Annotated in this window: 27 protein-coding genes and 1 pseudogene; 15 read left to right on the top strand and 13 right to left on the bottom strand. The window is 70.0% G+C overall.

The genetic code is table 11. The features are described 5' to 3' along the window. Positions 1–58: 58 nt before the first annotated feature. Entirely contained in the window at positions 59–829 is a 771-nt protein-coding gene (locus N1032_RS06625; protein WP_407933010.1) for an MIP/aquaporin family protein, read from the bottom strand. Positions 830–1054: 225 nt separating this feature from the next. Between N1032_RS06625 and dhaK the strand changes: the two genes are divergently transcribed. From dhaK to dhaM, 3 genes are read left to right on the top strand one after another with little or no spacing between them, the layout of a single operon-like run. Next, the gene (gene dhaK, locus N1032_RS06620) at positions 1055–2056 is read left to right on the top strand and encodes a dihydroxyacetone kinase subunit DhaK (RefSeq protein WP_259538229.1); all 1002 of its coding nucleotides are present in this window, start codon (positions 1055–1057) and stop codon (positions 2054–2056) included. Between the two features lie 4 nt (positions 2057–2060). Beyond that, positions 2061–2753, top strand: a complete 693-nt coding sequence (gene dhaL / locus N1032_RS06615) for a dihydroxyacetone kinase subunit DhaL (protein WP_259538228.1) — start codon at positions 2061–2063, stop codon at positions 2751–2753. Further along, the gene (gene dhaM, locus N1032_RS06610; protein ID WP_259538227.1) at positions 2692–3486 is read left to right on the top strand and encodes a dihydroxyacetone kinase phosphoryl donor subunit DhaM; all 795 of its coding nucleotides are present in this window, start codon (positions 2692–2694) and stop codon (positions 3484–3486) included. Before dhaL ends, dhaM begins: the two co-directional genes overlap by 62 nt. Positions 3487–3526: 40 nt before the next feature. Here the strand turns inward: dhaM and N1032_RS06605 are convergent, their stop codons facing one another. Continuing rightward, complete coding sequence (locus N1032_RS06605; protein WP_259538226.1) at positions 3527–3970, bottom strand: nitroreductase family deazaflavin-dependent oxidoreductase; 444 nt, start codon at positions 3968–3970, stop codon at positions 3527–3529. A gap of 107 nt (positions 3971–4077) precedes the next feature. On the opposite strand from N1032_RS06605, the gene N1032_RS06600 reads away from it, so the two are divergent. Beyond that, complete coding sequence (locus N1032_RS06600) at positions 4078–4473, top strand: hypothetical protein (RefSeq protein ID WP_259538225.1); 396 nt, start codon at positions 4078–4080, stop codon at positions 4471–4473. 72 nt (positions 4474–4545) lie between these two features. On the opposite strand, the gene N1032_RS06595 is transcribed toward N1032_RS06600, so the two are convergent. Further along, the gene (locus N1032_RS06595) at positions 4546–4896 is read right to left on the bottom strand and encodes a UBP-type zinc finger domain-containing protein (RefSeq protein ID WP_259538224.1); all 351 of its coding nucleotides are present in this window, start codon (positions 4894–4896) and stop codon (positions 4546–4548) included. 156 nt (positions 4897–5052) lie between these two features. Between N1032_RS06595 and N1032_RS06590 the strand changes: the two genes are divergently transcribed. From N1032_RS06590 to N1032_RS06575, 4 genes are all read left to right on the top strand, one after another. Next, on the top strand, positions 5053–5832 hold the full coding sequence (locus tag N1032_RS06590; protein WP_259538222.1) for an oxidoreductase: 780 nt from the start codon (positions 5053–5055) through the stop codon (positions 5830–5832). 89 nt (positions 5833–5921) lie between these two features. Further along, the gene (locus N1032_RS06585) at positions 5922–6821 is read left to right on the top strand and encodes a DNA adenine methylase (protein ID WP_259538221.1); all 900 of its coding nucleotides are present in this window, start codon (positions 5922–5924) and stop codon (positions 6819–6821) included. A gap of 131 nt (positions 6822–6952) precedes the next feature. Continuing rightward, the gene (gene helR / locus N1032_RS06580) at positions 6953–9253 is read left to right on the top strand and encodes an RNA polymerase recycling motor ATPase HelR (RefSeq protein WP_259538220.1); all 2301 of its coding nucleotides are present in this window, start codon (positions 6953–6955) and stop codon (positions 9251–9253) included. Positions 9254–9431: 178 nt separating this feature from the next. Further along, positions 9432–11957, top strand: a complete 2526-nt coding sequence (locus tag N1032_RS06575; protein WP_259538219.1) for a helix-turn-helix transcriptional regulator — start codon at positions 9432–9434, stop codon at positions 11955–11957. Positions 11958–12013: 56 nt separating this feature from the next. On the opposite strand, the gene N1032_RS06570 is transcribed toward N1032_RS06575, so the two are convergent. The 3 genes and pseudogenes from N1032_RS06570 to N1032_RS06560 form a co-directional block, all read right to left on the bottom strand. Further along, entirely contained in the window at positions 12014–12556 is a 543-nt protein-coding gene (locus tag N1032_RS06570; protein WP_259538217.1) for a GNAT family N-acetyltransferase, read from the bottom strand. A 10-nt stretch (positions 12557–12566) separates the two neighbouring features. Then, positions 12567–14039 (bottom strand): FAD-dependent oxidoreductase, encoded by a 1473-nt coding sequence (locus N1032_RS06565; RefSeq protein ID WP_259538215.1) that lies wholly within the window; start codon positions 14037–14039, stop codon positions 12567–12569. A gap of 103 nt (positions 14040–14142) precedes the next feature. Further along, positions 14143–14538 (bottom strand): annotated as a pseudogene (locus N1032_RS06560) (arsenate reductase ArsC); the annotation flags it as partial. Positions 14539–14674: 136 nt separating this feature from the next. On the opposite strand from N1032_RS06560, the gene N1032_RS06555 reads away from it, so the two are divergent. Beyond that, positions 14675–15031, top strand: coding sequence for an ArsR/SmtB family transcription factor (locus N1032_RS06555; protein ID WP_259538214.1), 357 nt, complete (start codon positions 14675–14677; stop codon positions 15029–15031). Here N1032_RS06555 and N1032_RS06550 read toward each other — a convergent pair. Continuing rightward, a complete protein-coding gene (locus tag N1032_RS06550; protein ID WP_259538213.1) occupies positions 14974–15249 on the bottom strand; it encodes a helix-turn-helix domain-containing protein in 276 nt (91 codons plus the stop codon). The genes N1032_RS06555 and N1032_RS06550 overlap by 58 nt on opposite strands. Beyond that, positions 15249–15746, bottom strand: a complete 498-nt coding sequence (locus N1032_RS06545) for a DUF2975 domain-containing protein (RefSeq protein ID WP_259538212.1) — start codon at positions 15744–15746, stop codon at positions 15249–15251. Before N1032_RS06545 ends, N1032_RS06550 begins: the two co-directional genes overlap by 1 nt. 151 nt (positions 15747–15897) lie before the next feature. On the opposite strand from N1032_RS06545, the gene N1032_RS06540 reads away from it, so the two are divergent. Continuing rightward, positions 15898–16278 carry a hypothetical protein gene (locus N1032_RS06540; RefSeq protein ID WP_259538211.1) on the top strand — a complete coding sequence of 127 codons (381 nt, stop codon included), beginning with the start codon at positions 15898–15900 and terminating at the stop codon, positions 16276–16278. Between the two features lie 45 nt (positions 16279–16323). Here N1032_RS06540 and N1032_RS06535 read toward each other — a convergent pair whose 3' ends face one another. Next, the gene (locus N1032_RS06535) at positions 16324–16983 is read right to left on the bottom strand and encodes a TetR/AcrR family transcriptional regulator (protein ID WP_259538210.1); all 660 of its coding nucleotides are present in this window, start codon (positions 16981–16983) and stop codon (positions 16324–16326) included. Positions 16984–17101: 118 nt separating this feature from the next. On the opposite strand from N1032_RS06535, the gene N1032_RS06530 reads away from it, so the two are divergent. Then, a complete protein-coding gene (locus tag N1032_RS06530; RefSeq protein ID WP_259538209.1) occupies positions 17102–18604 on the top strand; it encodes an MFS transporter in 1503 nt (500 codons plus the stop codon). 156 nt (positions 18605–18760) lie between these two features. Further along, positions 18761–19156: a hypothetical protein gene (locus N1032_RS06525; RefSeq protein ID WP_259538208.1), complete on the top strand. Its 396-nt coding sequence runs from the start codon at positions 18761–18763 to the stop codon at positions 19154–19156. Between the two features lie 63 nt (positions 19157–19219). On the opposite strand, the gene N1032_RS06520 is transcribed toward N1032_RS06525, so the two are convergent. After that, positions 19220–19591, bottom strand: coding sequence for a hypothetical protein (locus tag N1032_RS06520; RefSeq protein ID WP_259538207.1), 372 nt, complete (start codon positions 19589–19591; stop codon positions 19220–19222). Between the two features lie 40 nt (positions 19592–19631). Next, positions 19632–20048 (bottom strand): CBS domain-containing protein, encoded by a 417-nt coding sequence (locus tag N1032_RS06515; protein ID WP_259538206.1) that lies wholly within the window; start codon positions 20046–20048, stop codon positions 19632–19634. Between the two features lie 170 nt (positions 20049–20218). Here N1032_RS06515 and N1032_RS06510 point away from each other — a divergent pair, with 170 nt between their 5' ends. Continuing rightward, entirely contained in the window at positions 20219–20881 is a 663-nt protein-coding gene (locus N1032_RS06510) for a dihydrofolate reductase family protein (RefSeq protein ID WP_259538205.1), read from the top strand. A 54-nt stretch (positions 20882–20935) separates the two neighbouring features. Continuing rightward, entirely contained in the window at positions 20936–21367 is a 432-nt protein-coding gene (locus tag N1032_RS06505; RefSeq protein WP_259538204.1) for a DUF1801 domain-containing protein, read from the top strand. A gap of 8 nt (positions 21368–21375) precedes the next feature. Here N1032_RS06505 and N1032_RS06500 read toward each other — a convergent pair whose 3' ends face one another. Continuing rightward, complete coding sequence (locus tag N1032_RS06500; protein WP_259538203.1) at positions 21376–21672, bottom strand: hypothetical protein; 297 nt, start codon at positions 21670–21672, stop codon at positions 21376–21378. A gap of 323 nt (positions 21673–21995) precedes the next feature. Beyond that, positions 21996–22979, bottom strand: coding sequence for an aldo/keto reductase (locus N1032_RS06495; RefSeq protein WP_259538202.1), 984 nt, complete (start codon positions 22977–22979; stop codon positions 21996–21998). Between the two features lie 75 nt (positions 22980–23054). On the opposite strand from N1032_RS06495, the gene N1032_RS06490 reads away from it, so the two are divergent. Beyond that, entirely contained in the window at positions 23055–23525 is a 471-nt protein-coding gene (locus N1032_RS06490; RefSeq protein ID WP_259538201.1) for a MarR family winged helix-turn-helix transcriptional regulator, read from the top strand. The last annotated feature ends 19 nt before the right edge of the window (positions 23526–23544 follow it).

The raw sequence follows: 23544 nt of genomic DNA, 5'->3' as shown, positions 1-23544 counted from the left end.
GTGACGGTGGCGTGAAATGAAGCGGGCCGATCCACTCTGGACCGGCCCGCTGTGTGTTCTAGGTGAGGATCGGCAGCAGCAGCAATGCCGACCAGCCGGCCAGGAGACCGCCGATGATCGGGCCGACCACGGGCACCCAGGAGTACGACCAGTCCGACGTGCCCTTGCCCTTGATCGGCAGGAACGCATGCGCCAGGCGCGGACCGAGGTCACGGGCCGGGTTGATGGCGTAGCCGGTCGGGCCACCGAGCGAGGCGCCGATGCCGATCACGAGCAGCGCCACCGGCAATGCACCGAGAGCAGCCAGGCCTCCATCGCCCTGACGCCCTCCGCCGAACGCGATCACCACGAACACCAGCACGAAGGTGCCGATGATCTCGGTCACGAGGTTCCAGCCGTAGGAGCGGATCGCGGGACCGGTCGAGAACACGCCGAGCTTGTTCGCCGGCTCGGGCTCCTCGTCGAAGTGCTGCTTGTAGGCCAGCCACACCAGCACGGCGCCGATGATGGCTCCGATCAGCTGACCGCCGATGTAGACGATGACCGACAAGAAGTTCACGTCGACCGGCGTCGCTGCCGATCCGAACTCCGTCGCGCCGTTCGCTACCAGTCCCAGCGTGACCGCCGGGTTGAGGTGGGCGCCGGATGCGTACGCCACGATGACACCGGCGAAGACCGCGAGGCCCCAGCCGATGTTGACCATGAGGAATCCGCCGTTGAAGCCTTTCGTGCGCACCAGGGCGACGTTGGCGACGACGCCGCAGCCCAGGAGCACGAGCAGAGCTGTGCCCACCAGCTCCGACAAGAAATCGATACCGAGATTGTCCACGATGACCTTCCTTCGCACCGATTCGGTCACCCGCTGTGACCCCCGTGGTGATCGGGTGTGAGGCCAACGATATCCCCAGCGAGTTGCCAGGTATAACCCCCCGTTTCCTCAGCGTGGTGTGGGCTGGGTCTATCGCAACTTTTCCCCGACGGCGTAGATTTGCACTGGATGGCCCGGTTCGGGCTCCCGTCGCGGGCGACGAACGCCCGATCGAAGGGAATTTCAATGAAGAAGCTCATCAACGATCCGAAGGATGTCGTCGACGAAGCCGTCGTCGGGTTCGAGTTGGCGCACGGCGACCTGGTCACCGTCTCGCACGACCCCATCTTCATCGTGCGTAAGGACGCGCCGGTGTCAGGCAAGGTGGGCCTGGTCAGCGGTGGCGGCAGCGGGCACGAACCGCTGCACGGAGGTTTCGTCGGTTTCGGCATGCTGGATGCCGCCGTTCCCGGCCCCGTGTTCACGTCTCCCACTCCCGATCCCATCCTCGCCGCCACCAAGGCGGTCGACAGCGGAGCCGGCGTGCTGCACATCGTGAAGAACTACACCGGTGACGTGCTCAACTTCGAGACCGCCGCCGACCTGGCGTCGGCCGACGGCATCGAGGTGCGAACCGTGATCGTCGACGACGACGTCGCCGTGAAGGACTCGCTCTACACCGCCGGCCGCCGGGGCGTCGCCGGCACCGTGTTCGTCGAGAAGATCGCCGGAGCCGCCGCCGAGCGCGGAGACGACCTCGACGCCGTGGCCGCCATCGCCGAGAAGGTCAACTCGCAGGTGCGCACGATGGGTGTGGCGCTCACGCCGTGCGTCGTTCCGCACGCCGGCGAGCCGAGCTTCACCCTCGCCGACGACGAGATCGAGATCGGCATCGGCATCCACGGCGAGCCGGGCCGCGAGCGCATCAAGCTCGAGCCGGCCGACGCGATCGTCGACCGCCTGCTCACGCCGATCCTCGAAGACCTGCCGTTCGCCTCCGGAGACAAGGTGCTGCTGCTCGTCAACGGCATGGGCGGCACCCCGCAGGTCGAGCTCTACATCGTGTTCCGGCACGCGGCCCAGGTGCTCGCCGAGAAGGGCATCGAGGTCACCCGCACGCTCGTGGGCAACTTCGTCACGTCGCTCGAGATGCAGGGCACCTCGATCAGCGTGCTGAAGCTCGACGACGAGCTCACCGAATTGTGGGACGCACCTGTACAAACGGCAGCACTGCGCTGGGGAAGGTAGACGAATGAGTTTGGGCATCACCTGGACGACGGACTGGATCAGGCAGAGCGCGCGCGTCGTCTCTGAGCACCGGGTCGAACTGGTCACCCTCGACCGAGAGATCGGCGACGGCGACCATGGCGAGAACCTCGATCGGGGTTACACCGCCGTTCTGGCCAAGCTCGACGGCCTGCCGCCGGATTCCGCTCCGGGCGATGCCCTCAAGCTCGTCGCGACCACGCTGATCTCGACGGTCGGCGGCGCCTCCGGGCCGTTGCTCGGCACGGCCTACCTCAAGGCCGCGGGTGCCGTGGGTCAGGAGAAGGAGCTCGACGGCGCGGCGATCGTGGCCCTGCTCACCGCCGCCCGCGACGGCATCGTGCTGCGCGGCAAGGCCGAACCCGGCGACAAGACCATGATCGATGCCTGGACGCCGGCGGTCGATGCCGCTGCGGCGGCGCTGGCCGAGGGCAAGAGCGAGCCCGAGATCCTGGATGCCGCGGCCACCGCTGCCGAGCAGGGCGCCGTGGCCACCGAACCGCTCGTGGCCCGCAAGGGCCGCGCGAGCTACCTCGGCGAGCGGGCGATCGGGCACCGCGATCCGGGCGCGCAGTCGTCGTCGCTCATCCTGCGCGCGGCGGCGGATGCGGCGGCGGGTGCGCCCGACGATGCGCCTGCTGACGACGCGCCTGCTGACGACGCCCCGAAGGGCGCCTGACGTGGCGGGAACGCCCGGCAAGGTCGGGGTCGTCTTCGTCTCGCACAGCGTCAAGATCGCCGAAGGCCTCGTCGACCTCGCCGGTCAGATGGCCGAGGGTACGAGCCTCGTCGCCGCGGGCGGCACTGACGACGGCGGCATCGGCACGAGCTTCGACAAGGTCACGGCCGCGGTCGCCGAGGCCGACTCCGGTCACGGCGTGGCGATCTTCTGCGACCTCGGATCGGCCATCCTGACCGCCGAGACCGCCCTCGACTTTCTCGACGACGAGGTGCAGGCGCGTGTGCGCATCGTGTCGGCACCCCTGGTCGAGGGCGGTGTCGCGGCGGCCGTGGCGGCCGAGTCCGGCGCGTCACTCGACGAGGTCGTGGCGGCGGGGGAGTCGGCGCGCGACGAGCAGGGCGAGAAGGTGGCGGATGCGGGTGACGGCGACGTCGCGGCGGTTCCGGTGTTCGAGGCCGAACCCGTCGCATCCGGAACCCCCTCGCGCACCGTGACCATCGTCAACAAAGACGGCTTGCACGCGCGCCCGGCGGCCGAGTTCGTGAAGCTCGCCAACACGTTCCCGGTGAAGGTGACGGTGAACGGCAAAGACGCGAAGAGCCTGCTCGGCATCATGTCACTCGGCCTCACCAAGGGCTCGACCGTCGAACTGGCCAGTGCCGACCCCGAGGGCGCCGAGGCCGTCGACGCCTTGGCCGACCTGATCGAGACCGGGTTCGGCGAGGCCTAGGCGACGCCGGAGTCGACGCCGGGGCTAGTCGACGCCTGAGCTAATCGACGTCGGTCGGCGTGAGCACGAAGACCGGGATCTCGCGCTCGGTCTTCACCTGGTAGTCGGCGTAGGGCGGGTAGGCGAGCACGGCGCGCTCCCACCAGAGGTCTTTCTCGGCGCCCGTGACCTCGCGGGCGAGGTAGTCGCGTTTGACCGGGCCGTCTTGCAGTTCGACGTGCGGGTGGGCGACCAGGTTGTAGTACCAGACCGGATGCTTCGGCGCGCCGCCCAGGGAGGCGACGACGGCGTAGTCGCCCTCGTGCTCGACCCGCATCAGCGGCGTCTTGCGCAGCTTGCCGGTCTTGGCGCCCACCGACGTGAGCACGATGACGGGCATGCCTCGCAGAGTGGTGCCCTCGGTGCCGCCCGAGCCCTCGTAGACCTCGAGCTGCTTGCGCGCCCAATCGGCGGTTCCGGGTTCGTATTCTCCGGTCAATGGCATCTGTGCCCCTTTCTGTCGGGCTTCTACTATCGCATCGGGTGAGCGCGATCCGTGCGAAAATCGATTGTCGGGGGACAACGAAACGAGCGAGAGGTTCTCACACAGCGATGGCCAGCAGTACCGGAACGAAATGCCCCGTCTGCGGAAAATCGGTGGCGGTCGGCCTCGTGTCGCAGACCCTGATTCCGCATGAGGACAAGAACGGCCAGCGCTGCGCCGGCAGCGGGCAGGCGCCGGCGGTGTCCACCCGCGGGACCGGTGGTGCGGCACGCACTCGGTCGTCGAGCGGCTCGTCAGGGTCGTCGAGGGCAGCGGGTTCCGCTGCGGCGAAGAAGTCGATCCCGCCGACCAAGGGCGGAGTCACGGTGCGCCGGGTCGAGGTCGACGCGGAGGCCGTGCGCGAGCGCCAGGAGCGCGCCGAGCGGCTGCGCCAGGAGCGCGCCGAGGCCGCGCGGGCGCGCAACGACGTGAACGTCTCCTACTTCGACGAGCCGGGAGTCTGAGCGCCCTCGCGTTCCGGGTGACGCCTCAGCTGCTGCTCGTGTCGTCGCTGCTCGTGCGGCCCCGTTCGTGGCTCAGGGGTTGAGCTTCGACTCCCAGTCGGCGGGAACCGCGCCGCGGGGTCCGGGGGTGGGCTGGTCGCGCGGATGCTCGCGAGCGGGCGCCAACTCGGGCCCATCGACGTATTCGGCGCTGGAGTAGTCCCAGAACCAGTCCTCACCCGGTTCGAACGACTGCGCGACCGGATGCCCGGCGTCGGCAGCGTGGTGGCTGGCGTGCTGCGACGGTGAGGAGTCGCAGCATCCGACGTGGCCGCAGTTGGCGCAGCGGCGCAGATGGAGCCACCAGCCCCCGGTGGCCTCGCACTCGACGCAGCCGGTGCCCGACGGCGGAACCTCGGGCCTGATCGCGGATTCGATACTCATGCAGTCAGCATCCACTGTCACGGCGCCCTGTGCAAACCCCGCCATCCGGCGCACGTTCTGCACATCGTCGATCGGCTGCTGACAGCGTCGCGCCGCTCCGTTAGGTCTGAACAATCACGGTCGCATCGGACGGCCGACTGAGGTGAGGCGGTCGACGTGCGACAGGAACTCGAAGGAAAGACGGCGATCGTCACGGGGGCGAGCAAGGGCATCGGCCTCGCCATCGTGAGGGGGCTGACGGATGCCGGGGCCACCGTCATCGCCGGAGCCCGCTCGTCGTCGCCGGGCCTCGACGAACTCGTGGCACAGGGCGTGGTGCGGTTCATCAGCGCCGACCTCGGGGAGCCCGACGGCCCGGCCGCGTTCGTCGCCGAGGCGGGAGCGGGCATCGACATCCTGGTCAACAACGTCGGGGCCACGAAGCCGCGGGTCGACGGGTTCCTCGCGGTCACCGACGACCAGTGGATCGCCTCGCTCAACCTCAACCTGCTCGCGGCGGTGCGCACCACCCGAGCAGTGCTGCCCGGAATGCTCGAGGCCGGTCACGGGAGCATCGTCACCGTCGGTTCGGTCAACGCGTTCTTGCCCGACCCGGGGGTCATCGACTACAGCGCGAGCAAGGGCGCGTTGCTCAACTTCATGAAGTCGATCTCGAAGGAGTTCGGCGGCCGCGGCATCCGGGCCAACACCGTGAGCCCGGGCCCGGTCGAGACCGACTTGTGGCTCGCGGGTGGCGGGGTCGCCGACACCATCGCGAAAGCCAACGGCCTGCGACCCGAGGAGGTCGCGAGCGCCGCGGTCGCGACCACGGCGACCGGCCGGTTCAGCCATCCCGAAGAGATCGCCGATCTCGTGGTGTTTCTCGCGAGCGACCGGGCGGCTAACCTCACCGGCGCGAGCGTCACGATCGACGGCGGTCTGGTGCAGACGCTCTAGCGGGCACAGCTCGTGACCGCACGACCTGTCGTCATGACAGGTCGTCATGTCATGTCGTCACAGGTCGGCACGAGGGGTGAGGATGGGGTGTGGCGAGAAAAGGCAGCGGGCGAGGCAGTGGCCGACGGCTGAGCTCGCCCTATCTCGACAGCGCGCGCAACCGCCGTCTCGCGGACTTCGCGCTGGCCGCGACGCCCGAACGGGTCGACGCCTACGTCGAGCCGTTCCTCGACGGGGGAGCGGTCGCGGTGGCGATGATGCAGCGGCATCCGGATGCCTCGTTCCGGCTCAACGCCCTGCAACCCGAGGTGGCGGAGGTGTGGTCGGTGGTCCGCGACGACGTCGAGCCGTTCCTCGACGAGGTGGCGCGGTCGGCCGGCCGGCACGGCCCGGAGTTCTTCACCGAGACCCGCGATCTGCCCCCCGCGGCGATCGAGGCGCTGACGCCCGCCGCGCGGGCCGCCCGGTTCGTCTACTTCCGTGGTGCGTCGAGATCGCATCCGGTCACCGGGCCGCTGCAGCGATTCGACGGCGCTCTCTACGGCCGCGACTCGATCGCCTTCGACGAGACGAACGTGCGTGGCCTGTCGGCGCTGCTGCGCGGCACCGACGTGCGGTTCTCGAGCGAGTCGCTCTTCGGCGTGCTGCCGGTCGTTCGCGAAGACGATCTGGTCTATCTCGATGCACCGTTCGGCGCGCCCGGCGGCTCGGGTGCCGGCACGAGCACCGGCTCGGCCGCCGGCACGGGTGCCGGCACGAACGCCGGCGTGAACGGCGGACTCGAGCGCGAGGTGCGGAGCTTCGTCAACGCGGTCGCCGCGAAAGGCGCACTGCTGCTGGCGCCGGGTGGGCGGCATCCGGATGCCGATGCCGGCACCTTCGCAGCCTGGCCCGGTTTCTCGCGACTCGACGACCCCGACGACGAGCAGCCGCTCTGGGGCAACACCCTGCTGCTGCGGGCACTGCGGCGGGAGGGCCACCGCGCCTGAGGCGGCAGAACTCACCCGCCACTGTCATTCTATGGCCGGGCAGGGGCCTTGCGGCAAGGGCCCCTCTGTGCTGCAGACTGGTCGGCCGAGGACGCCGGCCGCGGGTGTCGCGCCTCGAGAGGGGAAGTGGCGTGACCTCGATCACGAGCGTGTTCGACCTGCCCGATCGCTTGGCCGCGAAGGCCGATCCGGCGCTGATCGCGGGCGATGAAGCGCATTTCGCCCGGATTCGGAGCAGTCTCGAGTCGACCGTCGCCGAGCTGTCCGCGCGCCTCGACGCCGAGCGGCGGGCGACGGGCGGCGCGGGGCAGCAGGCGCTCGATCGTGACCTCGAGATCCACCGGGTCAGCGCGAGGCTGCGAACGCTCCGCAGGTTCGGGCTCGACGCGTGCCTCGGCCGCACGGTGCCCCAGGGCGACGACGAGCCCCTGTACATCGGGCGGTTCGGGCTCACCGACGGCGACGGGCGACGGCTGCTCGTCGACTGGCGGTCTCCCGCGGCCGAGCCGTTCTTCGGTGCCACCCACGGCGACCCGATGGGCCTCGTGAGCCGCCGCCGTTACCGGTGGACCCGTGGCCGCATCAGCGACTACTGGGACGAGGTCTTCACGGCCGACGGTCTCGAGGGCCGCGCGGCCCTCGACGATCAGTCGGCCTTCATCGCGAGCCTCGGCAGCAGTCGGTCGGCCCGCATGCGCGACGTGCTCGGCACGATCCAGGCCGACCAGGACGCCATCATCCGGGCCGGGTCGCGGGGTGCACTCGTCGTCGATGGCGGCCCGGGCACGGGCACGACCGTCGTCGCGCTGCACCGCACCGCCTACCTGCTCTACGCCGACCCGCGACTCGATCGCCGCCGCGGCGGCGTGCTCTTCGTCGGCCCGAGCGCGGGATACCTGGCTTACATCGACGACGTGCTGCCGAGCCTCGGCGAAGACGGGGTGCAGATCGCCACGCTGCGCGATCTCGTCGTGGAGAGCGCGGTCGCGGTGGGAGAGGCCGACCCCGACGTGGCCGCGCTCAAGTCGACCGTGGAGCTCGTGACCGCGATCGAGCGCGCCGTGGCGGTGTACGAGCGGCCGCCGGATGCCGCCCTGACGGTCGAGACGCCGTGGGGCGGCATCCGGGTGACGCGACGCGATTGGGCCGAGGCCTTCGATGCTCGGGATGCCGCGACCTCGCACAACGACGCCCGCGACGAGGTGTGGCAGGAGCTGCTGACGATCCTGGTCGACGGGTATGACGAGGAGGGGCGCGACGATGGCCGCGACGGGGAGGGCCATGACGAGGAGGGCCTAGACGAAGAGGGCCCAGACGAGGACGGCCGCGACCAGGGGGGCCGCGACGAGGAGGTGTCGCCCGCTCGCCTGCGGTCGTTCCTGGCCCGCGACGAGGAGTTGCGCGCGGCGTTCAGTCGGGCGTGGCCGGTGCTCGATCCGGAGGGTGTGGTCGCCGACCTGTGGTCGAACCCCGACTACCTGCAGCAGAGCGCGCCGGGACTGACGACCCGTCAGGTCGCGCTGCTCCAGCGGCGCGAGCCCCGGGCTTGGACCGTCGCCGACCTGCCGCTGCTGGACGCCGCGCGCGGTCTCGTCGGTGACCCGCAGGCCGTTCGGCGCCGTCGTGAACGGGAGTCGGCCCTCGCGGCCGAGGGGGAGGCCCGCGCGCGGGTCGTGGACGACCTGATCGCGGCCGATGACTCCGAGCTGCTCGTGATGTCGATGCTGCGCGGGCAGGACGCGCAGAACAGCCTCGTCGACGACGCCGCGCTGCCGAGCATCGATCCCGACCTGCTGCAGGTGCCGTTCGCGCACGTGGTGGTCGACGAGGCGCAGGAGCTCTCCGACGCCGAGTGGCAGATGCTGCTGCGGCGCTGCCCGTCGCGCAGCTTCACGATCGTCGGCGATCGGGCGCAGGCACGGCAGGGCTTCGCGGAGTCGTGGCGGGAGCGGCTGCACCGCATCGGTCTCGACGGGGTGACCGTGGCGACCCTCTCGATCAACTACCGCACACCCGAGGAGGTGATGGCCGAGGCAGAGCCGGTCATCCGCGCGGCGGTGCCCGACGCCAACGTCCCCGTCTCGGTGCGGCGGAGCGGGGTGCCGGTCGTGCAGGGCCTAATCGGCGAGTTGGAGGCGATCGTGAGCGGATGGCTCCAGACGCACGCCGAGGGGATCGCGTGCGTCATCCGGAGCGAAGGCGGCCAGAGCGCGGAGGTCGGTCGCCGTGTGCTCTCGGGGCTCGGTTCCCGGGCGCGCGGGCGACTACGCCTGCTGACCCCGGAGTCGTCGAAGGGGCTCGAGTTCGACCTCGTGGTGCTCGTCGACCCGGAGTCGTTCGGCGACGGCGTGCCCGGTGCGGTCGATCGCTACGTCGCCATGACCCGCGCGACCGAGCAGATCGTGGTGCTGACGACACCGCCGGTGCCCTGAGGTCGCCCCCGGATTCGACCGACTTCGGCCCGCCCGGGGGAGAAGTGAGCAATCGACACGATGACGGTTGTGTCCGCGTGGCGAGAACGTGAGAATGGTGCACCCGGACGTAGCATCATGCGATCACCGTCCGATGCCGGCCATCAGGGCGCAACGACAACGACGACGAGAGGTGTGCGTGCGGGAGACAGGCGACATCCGCCGGGCCGTCGGGGGCGACCTGCGCTGGTCGGAGCGTTCCTCGGCGGTGGCGGCCTTGAGCCGCGGAATCGGCGTGATCGTGGTCGGCGCGCCGGGATCGGGGCGGACGCGGTTCGTGAGAGACGTCATGGCGAGCCTCGATGAAGCCACCCGCGCCACGATCTGGGTGGGCGAAGATCTTCACCTTTTCGGCGAAAGGCAAGCCCTCGGCCTTGCCCAGTCCATCTCGTCCCGGCAAGTGGTGCCGCTTGCGACGGCGACGACGCATCGGCCGATCTCGGCAGCACTGAGCGCACTCTGGCGCGACGGCGTCGTCGTGCGCATCGAGTTGACGCCGATCCCCGCGACAGCGCTGAAGCTCGTCGCTGAGGAGTTCCTGGGCGCGCCACTCGACCCCGATGCAGTGCCGGCTTTCGTGCCGCGTCGCGCCGGGTCGGATCTCGCCGCTCTGTATGAGAGCCTCGATGCGGCGAAGAAGAGCCTGGCGCTCGCGAGACGGTCGGGGACGTGGCAGCTGCATGGTCCGGTGCCACCGAGCGAGTCTTTGAGGCAGCTGCTGCATGGCCACGCGGGGGCGGGTGCCGATGCGGCGACCACGGCTGCACTGCTCGATCTGCTCGGCCTCGTGCCGGGCCTCACCCTGCAGTGCGCCCTCACGTTGGGAGACCATCTCCACCTCGCGTCGCCGGTCGACGCGGAACTCGAACGGCTCGAGGAATTCGGAGTGATCACCACCCGCGATCACAACGGCACCCCCAGCCTGCGGTTGCGGGACGGCATCGTCGAACTGCTGCTGCCGCAGACCATCGCGACCCTGCGTCGTCGCCGTCTCGGCGCCGCGGTCGTGGAGGTTCTCGGCGCGGTCGGCGCGGCTGAGCTCGCGCCGGGCGAGATCGTTGCGTATGCCCGGCTCGCCCCGGAATTCGGCCGCCGACTCGACGGCGGAGCGCTGACCTTGGCTGCCCGAGCTTCGCTGCGAGGAGCGGACCGCGAGTTGTCGGTGACGCTCGCTGACGCGGCCGTCGAGGCCGGGGGAGGGTTCGACGCGGAGATGGCTCTGGCGGCTGCAGAGTCGCAGATCGGCCGGTCCGAGGCCGCGCTCGACCGATTGCGGCGTCTCGTCGACGCTGCGCAAGGCGACGCGCAACGTGGCGGGGCCCTTGCTGAGCTCACACGTCAGGTGATCGAGCGCACGCCGGACGCGGCGGCGGCTCTGTCGGCCACCGCGGCCATCGCCGCCGAGTCCGGCGCCCGTCGCGACGCGCTCAGCGGATTCATGCTCTTCACTCTCGGCGACGCGACAGGGGCGGCGACCTTGGTCGAACCCGCGCTCGGTGAGCTCTCGGGCGAAGAGCTCGGCCAGGCTCACTTCGTGGTCGCGGTCGGCGCCATGCTCTCGGGCCAGATCGCCCGAGCGGGCAACGCGCTCGACGAGGCGGAGACGACGTTCGCGTCGGTCGGGGCAGATGTCTCACGGGTGCAGAACATGAGAGCGAACATCGCGATGTTCGAAGGCCGCATCCCCGAAGCCCTGGCGGTGATGGAGGCCTTCCGGCGCGGCTCCATCGAACACGGCCAACTGGTTGCGGAAGCGATGCTCAGCTGGACCATCGGGGGGCTGCTCGTCTGCCAGGGGCGGGCGGAGCGCTCGGTCGCCGAGCTGCGTCCGGCGATCGAGGCGATGGAGCGCATCGGGCTCACCGGCACGTCGTTGCACGCGCGGTGCGACCTCGCGACGGCTCTCGCCCTTCTCGGAGACGAGGCCGCTGCGATCGACGCCCTCGCACCATGCCTGAGTCCCGAGTCGAGCAGTAGTTTCGGTGTCGCGGGCCGGTCTCTGCAAGCACAGGGATGGATCCATGCGAGCGCTGGACGGCTCGACGACGCTGCCTCCACCTTCATGCGAGCGGCCGACGCTTTCGCTGCCGCGGGACAGAACATCGCGAGCCTGACATCTCTGGTCGACGCGGCGCGCATGGGATCGGCCTCGGTCGTGCTGGGAAGGATCGACACCTTGGCACTCGGGGTGGAAGGGGCCTATGCCGGAACACTCGTGCGCCATTCCCGCGCACTGGCCCGCGCGGAGGTGCTCAGCCCTCTCGACAGCACCGGGAACGCCGAAGTCGCGGCGGAATTCGACGAGATCGGGGCACTAGCCACCGAGATTTCGGTGCACGTGATCGCCGCGGAGGCGTTCGACCAGGCGTCGAGCCTTCACCGTGTGTCTGGCGCGGTGCGCGCGGCTGCCGCCTCGGCGCGCCTGCGCGACGAGCAACTCGCGGCGTACGGGCTCGACCGGCTGCCGCTGCTCGTCGAGCGGGAATCGCAGTCGCTCTCGCGGCGCGAGAACGAACTCGCGCGGCTGGCAGCCGAGGGCCTCAGCAACCGGGAGATCGCCGCTCGGCTGGTGTTGTCGGTGCGCACGGTCGAGACACACCTGCAACGGGTCTATCAGAAGCTCGGGGTGCGCGGCCGGTCTGAGCTGTCGTCGGCACTGCGCTGAGCGCGGCCGTGGGCGCGACGCTGAGTGTCGTCGTCGGCACCGGCACCGGCAGCACGCTAAGCGTCGCTGTCGGAACCGCTCGCGCCCGGGGGAGCGACCGCTGCGCTGCGGCGTTCGATGAGCACGGTGTCGCGCCACTGCCCGTGCCACGGGCCGTACCCCATCCGCGCAATCCCCTGTCGGAGGCCGACCGTGCGGAAGCCGACGCGCTCGTGCAGGGCGAGGCTCGCCGCGTTCTCGGGGAAGATGCTCGACTGGATCGTCCAGTACCCCGCACTCTCGCTCGCCTCGACGAACGCGTTGAGCAGCACTCCGCCGATCCCGGTGCCCCGAGCGGCCTCCGCCACATAGAGCGAGTGCTCGATCACCCCTCGGTAGACGTCCCGGGGCGACACCCGCGTCGCGGCCGCCCACCCGACCACGACACCGCGCTCCGTGGCCACCAGCCGCACATCGCTCACCCGGCTGCGGTCGAACGCCTGCCAATCAGGCGGCTCGGCCTCGAAGGTCGCGTTGCCGGTGGCGATCCCCTCGCGGTAGATACGCTCGACCGCCGGCCAATCGGCGGGTTCGAGACGGCGGATGTGCACGGCGGTCATGGAGTGGCCCTCAGCAGCAGGTCGCATCATCCGGGGTGCAGCACGACCCGCCGGGTGCGCACGTGCTCGGGGTGGTAGACGCGATGGTCGGTGCGGTGGGGGTCGGAACGGCGGGGGTCGGGACGGCCGGGGTCGGGACGGCCGGGGTCGGGACGGCGGGCGCCGAGGCCGCGATGGAGGTCGAGCAGACGCCGGTCGCGGGCAGGGTGAGCTCGACCGTTCGTGCGGCCTCGTGCCGGCCCGAGAGCTCGTCGGCGATCGAGCGCACCTGCTCGTAGCCCGTGGCGAGCAGAAAGGTCGGGGCGCGGCCGTAGCTCTTCATGCCCGCGATGTAGAAGCCGGGTTCCGGATGCGTCAGCTCGACCACCCCGTGCGGCGGCACCGTGCCGCAGGAATGCAGGTTCGGGTCGATCAGCGGCCCGAGCGCCCGCGGGGCTTCGACGATGTCGTCGAGGCCGAGCCGGATCTCGCGCAGCATGGCGAGGTCGGGGCGGAATCCGGTGGCGTTCACGACGAGGTCGCAGTCGACGGCCGCGGATTCGCCGGCGCGGCGGCCGTGCACGCGCAGGCCGGGGGTCGGCACGCCGGTCACACCGATGAGGGCGGTCTCGAGTTGCTCGACGGTGTCGATCTCGAATCGGTCGATCAGGGTGAGGCGACCGGATCGCACCAGCGCGTCCACGCGCCGGCCGATCGAGGCGCGGCCGGGCACCTGGTCGTCGTCGCCGGTCAGGATGCGGGCGGCCGACTCGCCGCGGATGGCCCAGCTGATGCGGGTGCCCGGCGCCGACTCGGCGAGGCGGTCGAGGGCGAGCAGCGTGGCCGCGGCCGAGTGCCCGGCGCCGACCACGAGCGTGTGCCTGCCGGCGAAGCGGTGACGGTCGCCGCCGAGCACGTCGGGGAGGCCCGTCAGCACACCGGCGGGAGTGCCCGTCTCAGACTCCAGGCCCGACGACGAAAGGGGGTTGGGCGAGCGCCAGGTGCCCGCGGTGTCGATGACGGCGCGGGCCGCGACATCCGTGGGGTTTCCGTCGTCGACGCGGAGCAGGAAGGGGGTGTCGGCTCGTGCGGTGGACCGGGTGCGGTCCATGCCCTGACGGCTCACGGCCGTGACGCGGCTGTTGAGACGGAGGCACCGGGACAGCGCGGGTGTGGCGGCGAGCGGCAGGAGGTAGCGGCTCAGCAGTTCGGCGCCGGTGGGGGAGTCGGCGGGGTCGGGGCTGGTCCAGCCGGCGGCCTCGAGCAGGCGCACGCTCGCGCGGTCGAGCAGGGACTCCCAGGGCGAGAAGAGGCGTACGTGGGCCCACTCGGCGACGGCGCTGCCGGGCCGGTCGCCGCTCTCGAAGACGACGACCTCGTGGCCGCGTTCGAGCAGGTGCGCGGCGGCGGCGAGGCCGACCGGTCCGGCGCCGATGACGGCGATGGGCAGGCCCGCCAACCGAGGGCTCGAGGCGCGGGGCGGAACGGCGAGCGTCATCGTCATGGCGTGACCGTCAGACGGTGGAGGAGGAGACGGAGGCGGATGCAGTCGATGCAGTGGATGCAGTGGATGCGGTGGGAGCGGCGGGCCCACCGGATGCGGAAGGGGGCAGCAGCTCGGCGACCAGGGCCTCGACGCGCCGCCTGATGTCGTCGCGGATGGGGCGCACCTCGTCGATCGACTTCCCGGCCGGGTCGGTCAACTCCCAGTCTTCGTAGCGTTTGCCGGGAAAGACGGGGCACGCGTCACCGCAGCCCATCGTGATGACGACGTCGGAATCGCGCACCGCCTCGGTGGTGAGCACGCGGGGCTGGTTCGACGCGATGTCGATGCCGGCTTCGGCCATGGCCTGCACGGCGATCGGGTTGACCTGGTCGCTCGGCTCGCTGCCGGCGGAGAGCACCTCGATGCGGCCCTGGGCGAGGGCGTTCAGATAGCCTGCGGCCATCTGGGAGCGGCCGGCGTTGTGCACGCAGACGAAGAGCACGGTCGGCGTGGTCATGGGCGTCTCCTGTCGTGGGCGGGCTGTGGGGCGAGCATCGCCACCGTGCACCGGAACCGTGCATCGAAGGCTGTCGATGGATGAAGTATCCCGACAAACATCGACGTCTGTCAATGTTTGTGGAACACTGATGCGCATGCCCGTCGCCGAACTGCTCCCCGTCACCGACGTGACCGCGTGCTGCACGCCGATCGCGAACGCCGACGCGGCCATCACGCCGCAGCAGGCCGAGCTCGTGGCCCGCACGCTCAAGGCCCTCGCCGACCCGGCGCGGCTCCGGCTGCTGTCGATGGTCGCGGCCCATGACGGCGCCGAGGCGTGCGTGTGCGACCTGACCGAACCGCTCGGCCTGTCGCAGCCGACGGTGTCGCATCACCTGAAGGTCTTGGTCGACGCCGGCTTCCTCACCCGCTCGAAGCGCGCGACCTGGGCCTACTACCGTCTGGTTCCGGGGTCGCTCGACGCGGTCGCGGCGCTGCTCACCTCGGTCTGATCGCCCGGTTCGTCGTCGGGCTGCCAGCGCAGCAGATCGCCCGGCTGGCAGTCGAGCACCTCGCAGAGTGCGGCGAGCGTGCTGAAGCGCACCGCTTTGGCGCGGCCGTTCTTCAGCACCGCCAGGTTGGCCGGAGTGATGCCGACCCGCTCCGCCAGCGCCCCGACCGAGATCTTGCGGCGGGCGGCCATCACATCGATGTCGACGACGATGGCCATCAGATCACCTCGCTCAATTCGGCCCGCAGTCGCCGGGCCTCGGTGTCGCGGGCCACAGCCTGCGACAGCAGCATCCGGAGCACCAGCACGATCAGGGCCACGCCCGCCACCACCACGCCCGCGCCGCCGATGAGCAGCACCATCCCCGGCGGAACGGCTTCGCCGGGTGCGAGCAGGATGCCGAGAGCGAAGGTGTTCAGTGAGGCGACCACGATCGCACCGATGATGACGTCGACGAAGCGGAAGGCGGCATCCGAGAACACGGTGCCGCGCCGCACCATCGTGAGCAGCCGCCAGACGCAGACGGCGCACACCTCGACCGTCGCCACGGCGATCACCGCGATGACCAGCAGGGGCACGCGCAGGTGGGCGTATTCCGGCCGGAGTTCGTCGAGATCGGCGGCCAGCAACGGCACCATCACGACCTGGATGAACAGCGAGCCGCCGAGCACCGCGGCGATCACCACGCGCAATGCCAGAATCGTCAGTCGAGACACGGATCCTTCTCCCATCGTTTGACGATTGTAACCTATCGTTAATCGATCGAAAAAGCGAGAATCGTGACGGCGCGTGTGCGCAAAGGGTGGTCGCCCGAGGCGCTAGATTATCGAGTGGAATCGTCAGATGTCGTCGATGGGGGAGTGTGGCATGACGGGGATGTTCACCTGGCAATACGTGGTGTCGGGCGATGCCGAAGCGGGGCGGGCCGCCGTGCGGAGCGCTCTCGAGCAGCAGGGCTTCCAGATCGAGGAGGAGTCGACCGGGGAGTGGAAGGCCACCCAGGGCGAGCGCCCGTCGTTCCTCGAGCGCATGGTCACCAACGCCCACGAGCCGATCGTGTTCTCGGTGCGCTTCGGCACCGATGCCCGTGGCCTCGTGGTCGACCTGCACCGATCGCCGTTCGGACTGAGCGGGGTCTCACGCAACGCCAGCCAGATGGCCTACCTCGACAAGGGCTACCGCGCCGCGGCGGCCGGTCTGCACGAGCGGCTGCAGGGCGCCGGCATCCTCGTCGCCTCGAGCGAATAACCGCGCCCGGCTCCCTGTCGGGGCTCCTCGGAGCGTCGGCGTGAGCTAGCGGGCGCCGTCGTCGAGCAGCACACCGAAGACCCGCGTGAGCGGCTCGGTGAGTTCGTCAGAACCCGCGGATGCCACGGGCTGAACCGCGGCGGAGGTGCGAAGCATCACGACCCCGAGTGCGGTCGCGATCGACAGCTGCGCCCGCAGCAGAATGGATGCCGTGGCCGGGTCGTCGGCCTTCCAGCCGGCCGCCGCCGCGAGGCGCTGGGTGAAGTGCTCGAGGGTGCGGCGCCGGATGCGATCGGCGTTCTCGTCGCCCGAGGAACGCAGCAACAGCAGGAGCTGCAGCGGGTCGTCGCCGTCGGGGGCGTTGACGACGTGCGCGACCAGGCGCTCGATCACCTCGTCGAGACTCGAGGCGCGCGTGGGGTTCTGGGTGTCGAGCTCGTCGGAGGTGCGCAGCATGCACGCTTCGAACAAGCCCTCCTTCGACACGAAGTAGCGGTTGATGAGGGCGACGTTCACGCCGACATCCGCGGCGATCTGCCGCACCGTCGCGGCGCGATAGCCCTCGGTGGCGAACCGGCGACGGGCCGCGCGCACCAGGGCGCGCTGGGTCGCCGACGCGTCGCGGCCGGAGCGGATCATCTCGTCGTCGGCATCGGGCGGGGTGGAGCGCAGTGGTGCGCCGGGCGCCTGTGTCTGGTTGCTCATAGCTCTCTTTCCACGGCCACTGTACCGGTTCGGCGCCAGAAGTAAACCTTTGTTGACACTTGACGTGTGTTAAGGAATACTCTTCAAGTCAGCGATTGCTTACATAGCGAGGAGACCCATGTCCACGACCGCGCAGAGCCCCGCCACGGGTTCGGTTCCGACGCAGATCCGTGACGCGGACAGAGCTCCACGACGGCGGAGCAGCGCGATCATCCTGTTCCTCTCGCTCGGCGGCCTGTCGTTCGCCGTGCTGCAGTCGCTGGTCGCCCCGGCCCTCGGCACCATCGGCTCCGACCTCGGCGTGGCGACCGCCGATGCCAGCTGGGTGCTGACCGCCTACCTGCTCTCGGCCGCGGTGCTCACCCCGATTCTCGGGCGCCTCGGCGACATGGTCGGCAAGCGCAAGGTCATCATCGTGGTGCTGGCGCTGCTGCTCGTGGGCACGGTGCTCGCCGCGCTGGCGCCGAACCTCGGCGTGCTGATCGTGGCGCGCGTGCTGCAGGGAGCCGCCGGTGCGGTCATGCCGCTGTCGATCGGCATCGTGCGCGACGAACTGCCGCGCGAGCGGGTCAGCGTGACCATCGGTCTGCTCTCGGCCATCTTCGGCATCGGCGCCGGCGTCGGCATCGTCGCGGCCGGCCCGATCGTCGAGGCGCTGTCGTGGCACTGGCTGTTCTGGCTGCCGGCCGTGCTGGTGGCGATCGCTCTGCTCGGCGCGATCTTCGGCATCCCGGAGTCACCCGTGCGCACTCCCGGCCGCCTCGACGTGATCGGCACCGGCATCCTGTCGGTCGGCCTCGTTGCCGTGCTGCTCGCCATCAGCGAGGGCGAGAAGTGGGGCTGGGGAGACGGCAAGACCATCGGGCTGCTCGTGCTCGGCGGCATCGCGCTCGTCGCCTTCGTGCTGGTCGAGTTGCGCGTCAAGAACCCACTGATCGACATGCGCCTGTTCAAGCACCGCGGCGTCTGGACGGCGCACATCGTGGCGCTCGCGTTCGGTTTCGCGATGTTCGGCACCTTCATCCTCGTGCCCACCCTGCTGCAGCTGCCGACCGTGCTCGGCTACGGATTCGGCAAGAGCGTGAGCGAGGCCGGTCTCTATCTGCTGCCGACCGTCGTCGCCATGGTCGTGTCGGGCGTCGTCGCCGGCATCCTGATCCGGCGCATCGGCCCGAAGATCCCCATGATCGTCGGCGGCGTGGCGGTGACCGTCGCGTTCCTCATCCCGGCCCTCGGGCACGCGGAGGAGTGGCAGATCCTGCTCTCGGGCGTGCTCACCGGCATCGGCATCGGCATGGCGCTGGCGGCGACGTCGAACGCCATCGTCGAGAGCGTTCCCGCTGCCCAGACCGGCGAGGCGATCAGCGCCAACACCGTGCTGCGCACCATCGGCAGCAGCATCGGCACGGCCGTCATCGCGGCCCTCATCTCGTCGAACGTCACCGCTCAGGGTGCGCCGACCGACGAGGCGTTCACGATCGGGTTCTGGGCGTCGGCCGGAGTCGGTGTGCTCGCGATTCTCGCGGCGCTCGTGGCGCCGTCGTTGCGCGCGCGTCGACGCGAGGCGCAGGCGGCGGGCGTCGACGATTTCGACGAGCTCGACGCAGCGTCGAAGCCCTAGGCGGCGAGCCCGCTCAGGCGGGAGACCCCCGAGGCGGGAGAGATCCCCAAGGCGGGGGAACCCCCGAGGCGCAGAGCCCCGAGGCGAAGAGCAGCCGGTCCACGGACCGTGTGACAGCGTCGACATCCTCGACGCGCGAGTGAGAAAGGCCCGACAGTGGCAACGCAGATGGTGGGAAGGCAGACGGCCCAGAAGACGGCCGAGCTGCATGAACTGATGAGTCCCGAGCAGAACGTGCAGCGCATCATGCGCACGGGCACCGTCTGGTTCGCGGCGGCGGTCGCGGCGACCGCGATCTTCTCCGGACTTCTCCTGGCGTCGGGCTGGCGGCCCTCGCAACTCAGCGGGTTCGATCAGCTGCTGTGGTGGGTGGGTGCCTTCGCGGTCACCCTGAGCATCGGGCTGATCGGCTGGTCGGGCTGCCCGATCCTCGAGGTCGACGTTCCCACGGCCGACCGCAACAAGAGCCGCACGATGCAGGTCGGCACCGCGCTGTTCATCATTGGCAGCGCGATCGCGGTGCTCGCGGTTCTCGTGGGGCCGGCAGCGTAGAGTCCGCAATCGGCGGGTGGGGCGAGCGGTAAGCCCACCGCGCCTCGGTGAACCGCGCCCCGCTCAGCCGCGCAACAGCTCGGTGACGACTGAGAGCACCAGCGCGATCGCGAGCACCACGAGGATCAACGCCGTCACGATGCGCCCGGCGAACGGGCGTTCCGATCGCGCCCGTGCCGGAATCGTCGCCAGCACCCCGACCGCGATCGCGACCAGGATGCCGCCGCCCGCGATCCCCAGGGCCAGCGTGAGTCCGGCTCCGATCTCGGGCGTGTGCAGATAGCCGAGCAGCAGGGCTCCGAGATAGACGACGGCCGCCGTGATCACGCCCGCCAACACCCGCGTGCCGATGTCACGCCAGAACTTCTCTTCGCGCACCCACTCCACGGGCCAGCGCCAGACGGCGGTCGGCGGCTTCGGGGTGTCGTCGGGCATGTCTGCACACTACCGCGGCCGCGGCATCACGCCACCGCCGTCACTCTTCGGAGATCTCCTCGACCGTCTCACCGGTCTCGGTGGGGGAGAGCGAGAGGGCGATGTCGGCCTGGCTGATGATGCCGACGAGCCGGCCGGCCTCGAGCACGGGGATGCGCCTCACCTGATGCTGCTGCATGGCGTTGAGCGCCTCGCGCACGTCGTCGTCGGCGTCGACCGTCACCGGCTCGCGGTCGGCCAGGTCGGCCACGAGCACCGACTCCGGGTCTCCGCCGTCGGCGACGCAGCCCACGACGATGTCGCGGTCGGTGATGACGCCGACGAGATCGCCGTCGTCGGCCAGGATCGGCAGCGCGCCGACATCGAGGTCGCGCATGAGCACCGCGGCCTCGCGCAACGTGTGGGACTCGCGGATGCCTTCGGGGTCGGGGGTCATGATGTCTCGTGCGGTCGTCATGGGGTGCTCCTTCGATCGTGTCTGTGTGCAGTCTCGTCGTGTCGGGGGCCTGCCGCACCGGGTTGACATCGCGTGCCCGGCATCCCGTGGCCCCGCGGCAGGGGAAGTGAGGGTGTTGAGCGGTGCCCGATCAAAGTGGACATCGTCTACATTCTTGCTAGCGTGGGCCCATGACAAGACTGAGGGTGCACAACCTGGCCGTGTCGCTCGACGGGTTCGCGACGGGGGAGGGGCAGTCCCTCGAAGCGCCGTTCGGTCACGCCGGCGGCCGGTTGATGGAGTGGTTCTTTCCCACCGACACGTTCGTCAGCATGAGCGGGCACGCCGACGAGGCCGTCGGCGCCGGAACCCAGGGAGTCGACGACGCCTTCGCCGCCGCGACCAACCGGGGCATCGGCGCCGAGATCATGGGCCGCAACAAGTTCGGTCCGCAGCGCGGGCCGTGGGCCGATGAATCCTGGCGCGGCTGGTGGGGCGAGGAGCCGCCGTTCCACAGCCCCGTCGTCGTGCTCACCCACCACGAACGCCCCGACCTCGCGGTCGGCGAGACGACGTTCCTCTTCCGTGACCTCGCGCCGGCCGAGGCTCTGGCGCTGGCGAGCGATGTCGCGGGCGGGCTCGACGTGCGTCTGGGCGGCGGGCCGACGGTGGTGCGGGAGTTCCTCGATGCCGACCTGGTCGATCACCTGCATGTCGTGGTGGTTCCGATCCTGCTGGGCCGTGGGGTGCGACTGTGGGACGGCCTGGAGGCGCTGGAGGAGCGATTCGACGTCGATGTCACCGCCTCGCCGTCGGGTGTGGTGCACTACGTCTTCACGCGAGCGGCGCGCTGAGCGGTCGGGCGGGCGGGCGGAAGCGGCTAGGCGAGATGAGCGGTTGGGCGAGAAATGTCGAGTGACGAACTTCCCGAGGCGATGACCGGCCGGGCCAGCGCCGCCAAAGCCGCGTTCGGCGACGCGCCGGTGTTCGCCTACATCGCGAGCCTGCCGCAACCGCAGCGCGGCATCGCCGAGGCGGTCGATGCGCTGGCCGCCGCGACGCTGCCCGGGCTGCAGCGGTCGGTGAAATGGGGCATGGCCTACTACGGCGTCGGCGAGGGCTGGTGCTTCAGCTGCGGCGGCTTCGCCGGGCACGTCAAGCTCATGTTCATCAACGCGGCGACCCTGCTCGACCCCGTGCCGCCCGTGACCCCGGTCGGAATGGGCAAGGCCACCCGCGGCGTCGAGCTCGCCGCCCTGAGCGACCTCGATGAAGCGCAGATCGCGGCTTGGATGACGCAGATCACCTCGGTGCCCGGCATCGGCGGCAAGCGCCGGTAGCCAGGTCGTCAGATTCGCGGGGGAGCGGGCGGCGCAGGTGACTCCGGCGAATCCGGGAGCCCCGTCGCCGCGACGGGCGGCGGCCCAGGTTCGCTCGTGACGCTCGCCGCCTTCGCCGCGCGCACCCAGACGACCGCGCCCAGCACGATCGCCACGACACCCACGCTGAACACGATGGCGCCCAGCATCCAGCCCGAGCTCGAGAACACGACACCGGATGCCGCGAACGCGAAGGTCGCCCCGATGAAATACCACTCGGCTCCGCCCGACGCCTTCAGCAGACTGATCTTCTGGCGGTCGCTCATGCTGCTCCTCCTCGTCACGCGAACAGGCGCGGTGGATGCCGATCGCCGTCCTTCAACGCTACGCGTGCGGCCGGCGCCCGCCATCCCCCTCGCGGAGGAGTGCCCTCCGAAGCGAGACGGAGGCGGAGGTGATCGCCGTACCATTCGACGACGATGTGGAATCTCTCCAGCAGGAAATGACCTCCTCGCGAACGAGGCTGCGCACCATCGTCTCGTAGGCGGCTCCCGCCGAACGGCGGCGACATACCGGAAGGCGGCGACGACGACCGCCCGGGACACGTGCCACTCAGTCGCCCCATCGGATAGATTCTCTGCGGCGAGTGTCAGAATCCACTGGGCAGGCGCGGTGTGTAGTCGGCCTCGAGGCGCGCGATCTCGGTGTCGCTGAGTTCGAGGTCGAAAGCGGCCACCGAGGCATCGACGTGGTGTAGCTTCGTCGCACCGATGATGGGGGCCGACACGGCCTTCTTGCTCGCGACCCAGGCGAGGGCGATCTGCGCCATCGGCAGGCCTCGTTCGTGGGCGATCGCCTCCACGGCTCCCACGACGCGGGCGTTCGCGTCGGCGTCGGCGTCACGCAGGAACCTCTGCCCGAAGGTGTCGTTCGCCGCGCGCCCGGAACCGTCTTCGCCCCACGGTCGTGCGAGGTAACCGGCGGCGAGAGGGCTCCAGGGGATGACGCCGACACCCGTCGCCTGGGTGAACGGATGCATCTCGCGCTCGTCTTCGCGTTCGAGCAGGTTGTACTGGTCCTGCATCGAGATGAACGACGTCCAGCCGTGCAGTTGAGCGGCGTGCTGCATTTGCGCGAACTGCCACGTCCACATGCTCGAGGCGCCGATGTAGCGGGCCTTCCCCGACTTGACCACGTCGTGCAGGGCTTCCATGGTCTCCTCGATCGGAACCCGTGGATCGAAGCGGTGCACCTGGTAGAGGTCGACGTAGTCGGTTCCCAACCGGGTGAGCGAGGCGTCGATCTCACGAAGGATCGCGATGCGCGAGAGTCCGCCGCTGTTGCGATGCGTGCTGGTGGGGGCGAGGACCTTCGTGAAGATCTGGAGGCTGTCGCGAGGGCCCAGCTCTTTCGCCAGCTGGCCGGTGATGACCTCGCTGGTGCCGTCGGAGTAGTTGTTCGAGGTGTCGAACGTGGTGATACCGGCGTCGAACGCCGCCTGCACGATCGGTCGTGCGGCGTCGAGATCCAGGGCCCAGGAATGGTGCCCGCCCGTGGTGGTGCCGTAGCTCATCATGCCCAGGATGATGGGGCTGATCTCGAGGCCCGAGCCTCCAAGTCGTACTGATGTCATCTCTGTCTCCCTGCCATCGTCATATTAGTCAGTCAAACTGATCAGTTGAATTGATCGGAATGGTAGCATGAGGATGTGGATGATGGTGATGTGAACGCAGGGCGCCCCGAGCTTTACGAGGAGCACGAATCTGGGTCGGATGCCGCGCGCATCGCTCGGCTGGCTGGGGCGCTCGTGCGGCGCATCCGTTCGCACGGGGGAGTGACGGGCGAGCTCTCGATCACGCAGGACTGGGTGCTCGCCTTGGTGAGCGAATCCGGAGGCATGACCGGCGCGGAGTTGGCGCGCGCACAGAACGTGAGCGCTCAGACGATGAGCACGGCCATCGCCGGCCTCGAGCGCCTGGGATACGTCGCGAAGCACCCCGACGACGACGACGCTCGACGACTGATCGTGCGGGCGACCGACAGAGGCGCGACCGCGAGGATGCAGGCCCACGAGGCGAAGCAGCGTTGGTTGTCCGACGTCGTCGCGTCGTTCACCGCGGAGGAGCGAGCAGATCTGTCACGTGGCCTCGACATGCTCGAGCGGATCGCCGAGGGCTGACGCGGGGCCCCTCTATCAG

The sequence above is a fragment of the Herbiconiux daphne genome (assembly GCF_024979295.1).
GTDB classification, from domain to species: Bacteria; Actinomycetota; Actinomycetes; order Actinomycetales; family Microbacteriaceae; genus Herbiconiux; species Herbiconiux daphnes.
This window is presented reverse-complemented; position numbering and strand designations above follow the sequence as displayed.

Bases quoted from the DNA above. Each gene is read 5' to 3' on its own strand.
- dhaK (WP_259538229.1), top strand. From the start codon at position 1,055: ATGAAGAAGCTCATCAACGATCCGAAGGATGTCGTCGACGAAGCCGTC.
- dhaL (WP_259538228.1), top strand. From the start codon at position 2,061: ATGAGTTTGGGCATCACCTGGACGACGGACTGGATCAGGCAGAGCGCG.
- N1032_RS06605 (WP_259538226.1), bottom strand. From the start codon at position 3,970: ATGCCATTGACCGGAGAATACGAACCCGGAACCGCCGATTGGGCGCGC.
- N1032_RS06600 (WP_259538225.1), top strand. From the start codon at position 4,078: ATGGCCAGCAGTACCGGAACGAAATGCCCCGTCTGCGGAAAATCGGTG.
- N1032_RS06595 (WP_259538224.1), bottom strand. From the start codon at position 4,896: ATGAGTATCGAATCCGCGATCAGGCCCGAGGTTCCGCCGTCGGGCACC.
- N1032_RS06570 (WP_259538217.1), bottom strand. From the start codon at position 12,556: ATGACCGCCGTGCACATCCGCCGTCTCGAACCCGCCGATTGGCCGGCG.
- N1032_RS06565 (WP_259538215.1), bottom strand. From the start codon at position 14,039: ATGACGATGACGCTCGCCGTTCCGCCCCGCGCCTCGAGCCCTCGGTTG.
- N1032_RS06555 (WP_259538214.1), top strand. From the start codon at position 14,675: ATGCCCGTCGCCGAACTGCTCCCCGTCACCGACGTGACCGCGTGCTGC.
- N1032_RS06550 (WP_259538213.1), bottom strand. From the start codon at position 15,249: ATGGCCATCGTCGTCGACATCGATGTGATGGCCGCCCGCCGCAAGATC.
- N1032_RS06540 (WP_259538211.1), top strand. From the start codon at position 15,898: ATGACGGGGATGTTCACCTGGCAATACGTGGTGTCGGGCGATGCCGAA.
- N1032_RS06535 (WP_259538210.1), bottom strand. From the start codon at position 16,983: ATGAGCAACCAGACACAGGCGCCCGGCGCACCACTGCGCTCCACCCCG.
- N1032_RS06530 (WP_259538209.1), top strand. From the start codon at position 17,102: ATGTCCACGACCGCGCAGAGCCCCGCCACGGGTTCGGTTCCGACGCAG.
- N1032_RS06520 (WP_259538207.1), bottom strand. From the start codon at position 19,591: ATGCCCGACGACACCCCGAAGCCGCCGACCGCCGTCTGGCGCTGGCCC.
- N1032_RS06515 (WP_259538206.1), bottom strand. From the start codon at position 20,048: ATGACGACCGCACGAGACATCATGACCCCCGACCCCGAAGGCATCCGC.
- N1032_RS06510 (WP_259538205.1), top strand. From the start codon at position 20,219: ATGACAAGACTGAGGGTGCACAACCTGGCCGTGTCGCTCGACGGGTTC.
- N1032_RS06505 (WP_259538204.1), top strand. From the start codon at position 20,936: ATGTCGAGTGACGAACTTCCCGAGGCGATGACCGGCCGGGCCAGCGCC.
- N1032_RS06500 (WP_259538203.1), bottom strand. From the start codon at position 21,672: ATGAGCGACCGCCAGAAGATCAGTCTGCTGAAGGCGTCGGGCGGAGCC.
- N1032_RS06495 (WP_259538202.1), bottom strand. From the start codon at position 22,979: ATGACATCAGTACGACTTGGAGGCTCGGGCCTCGAGATCAGCCCCATC.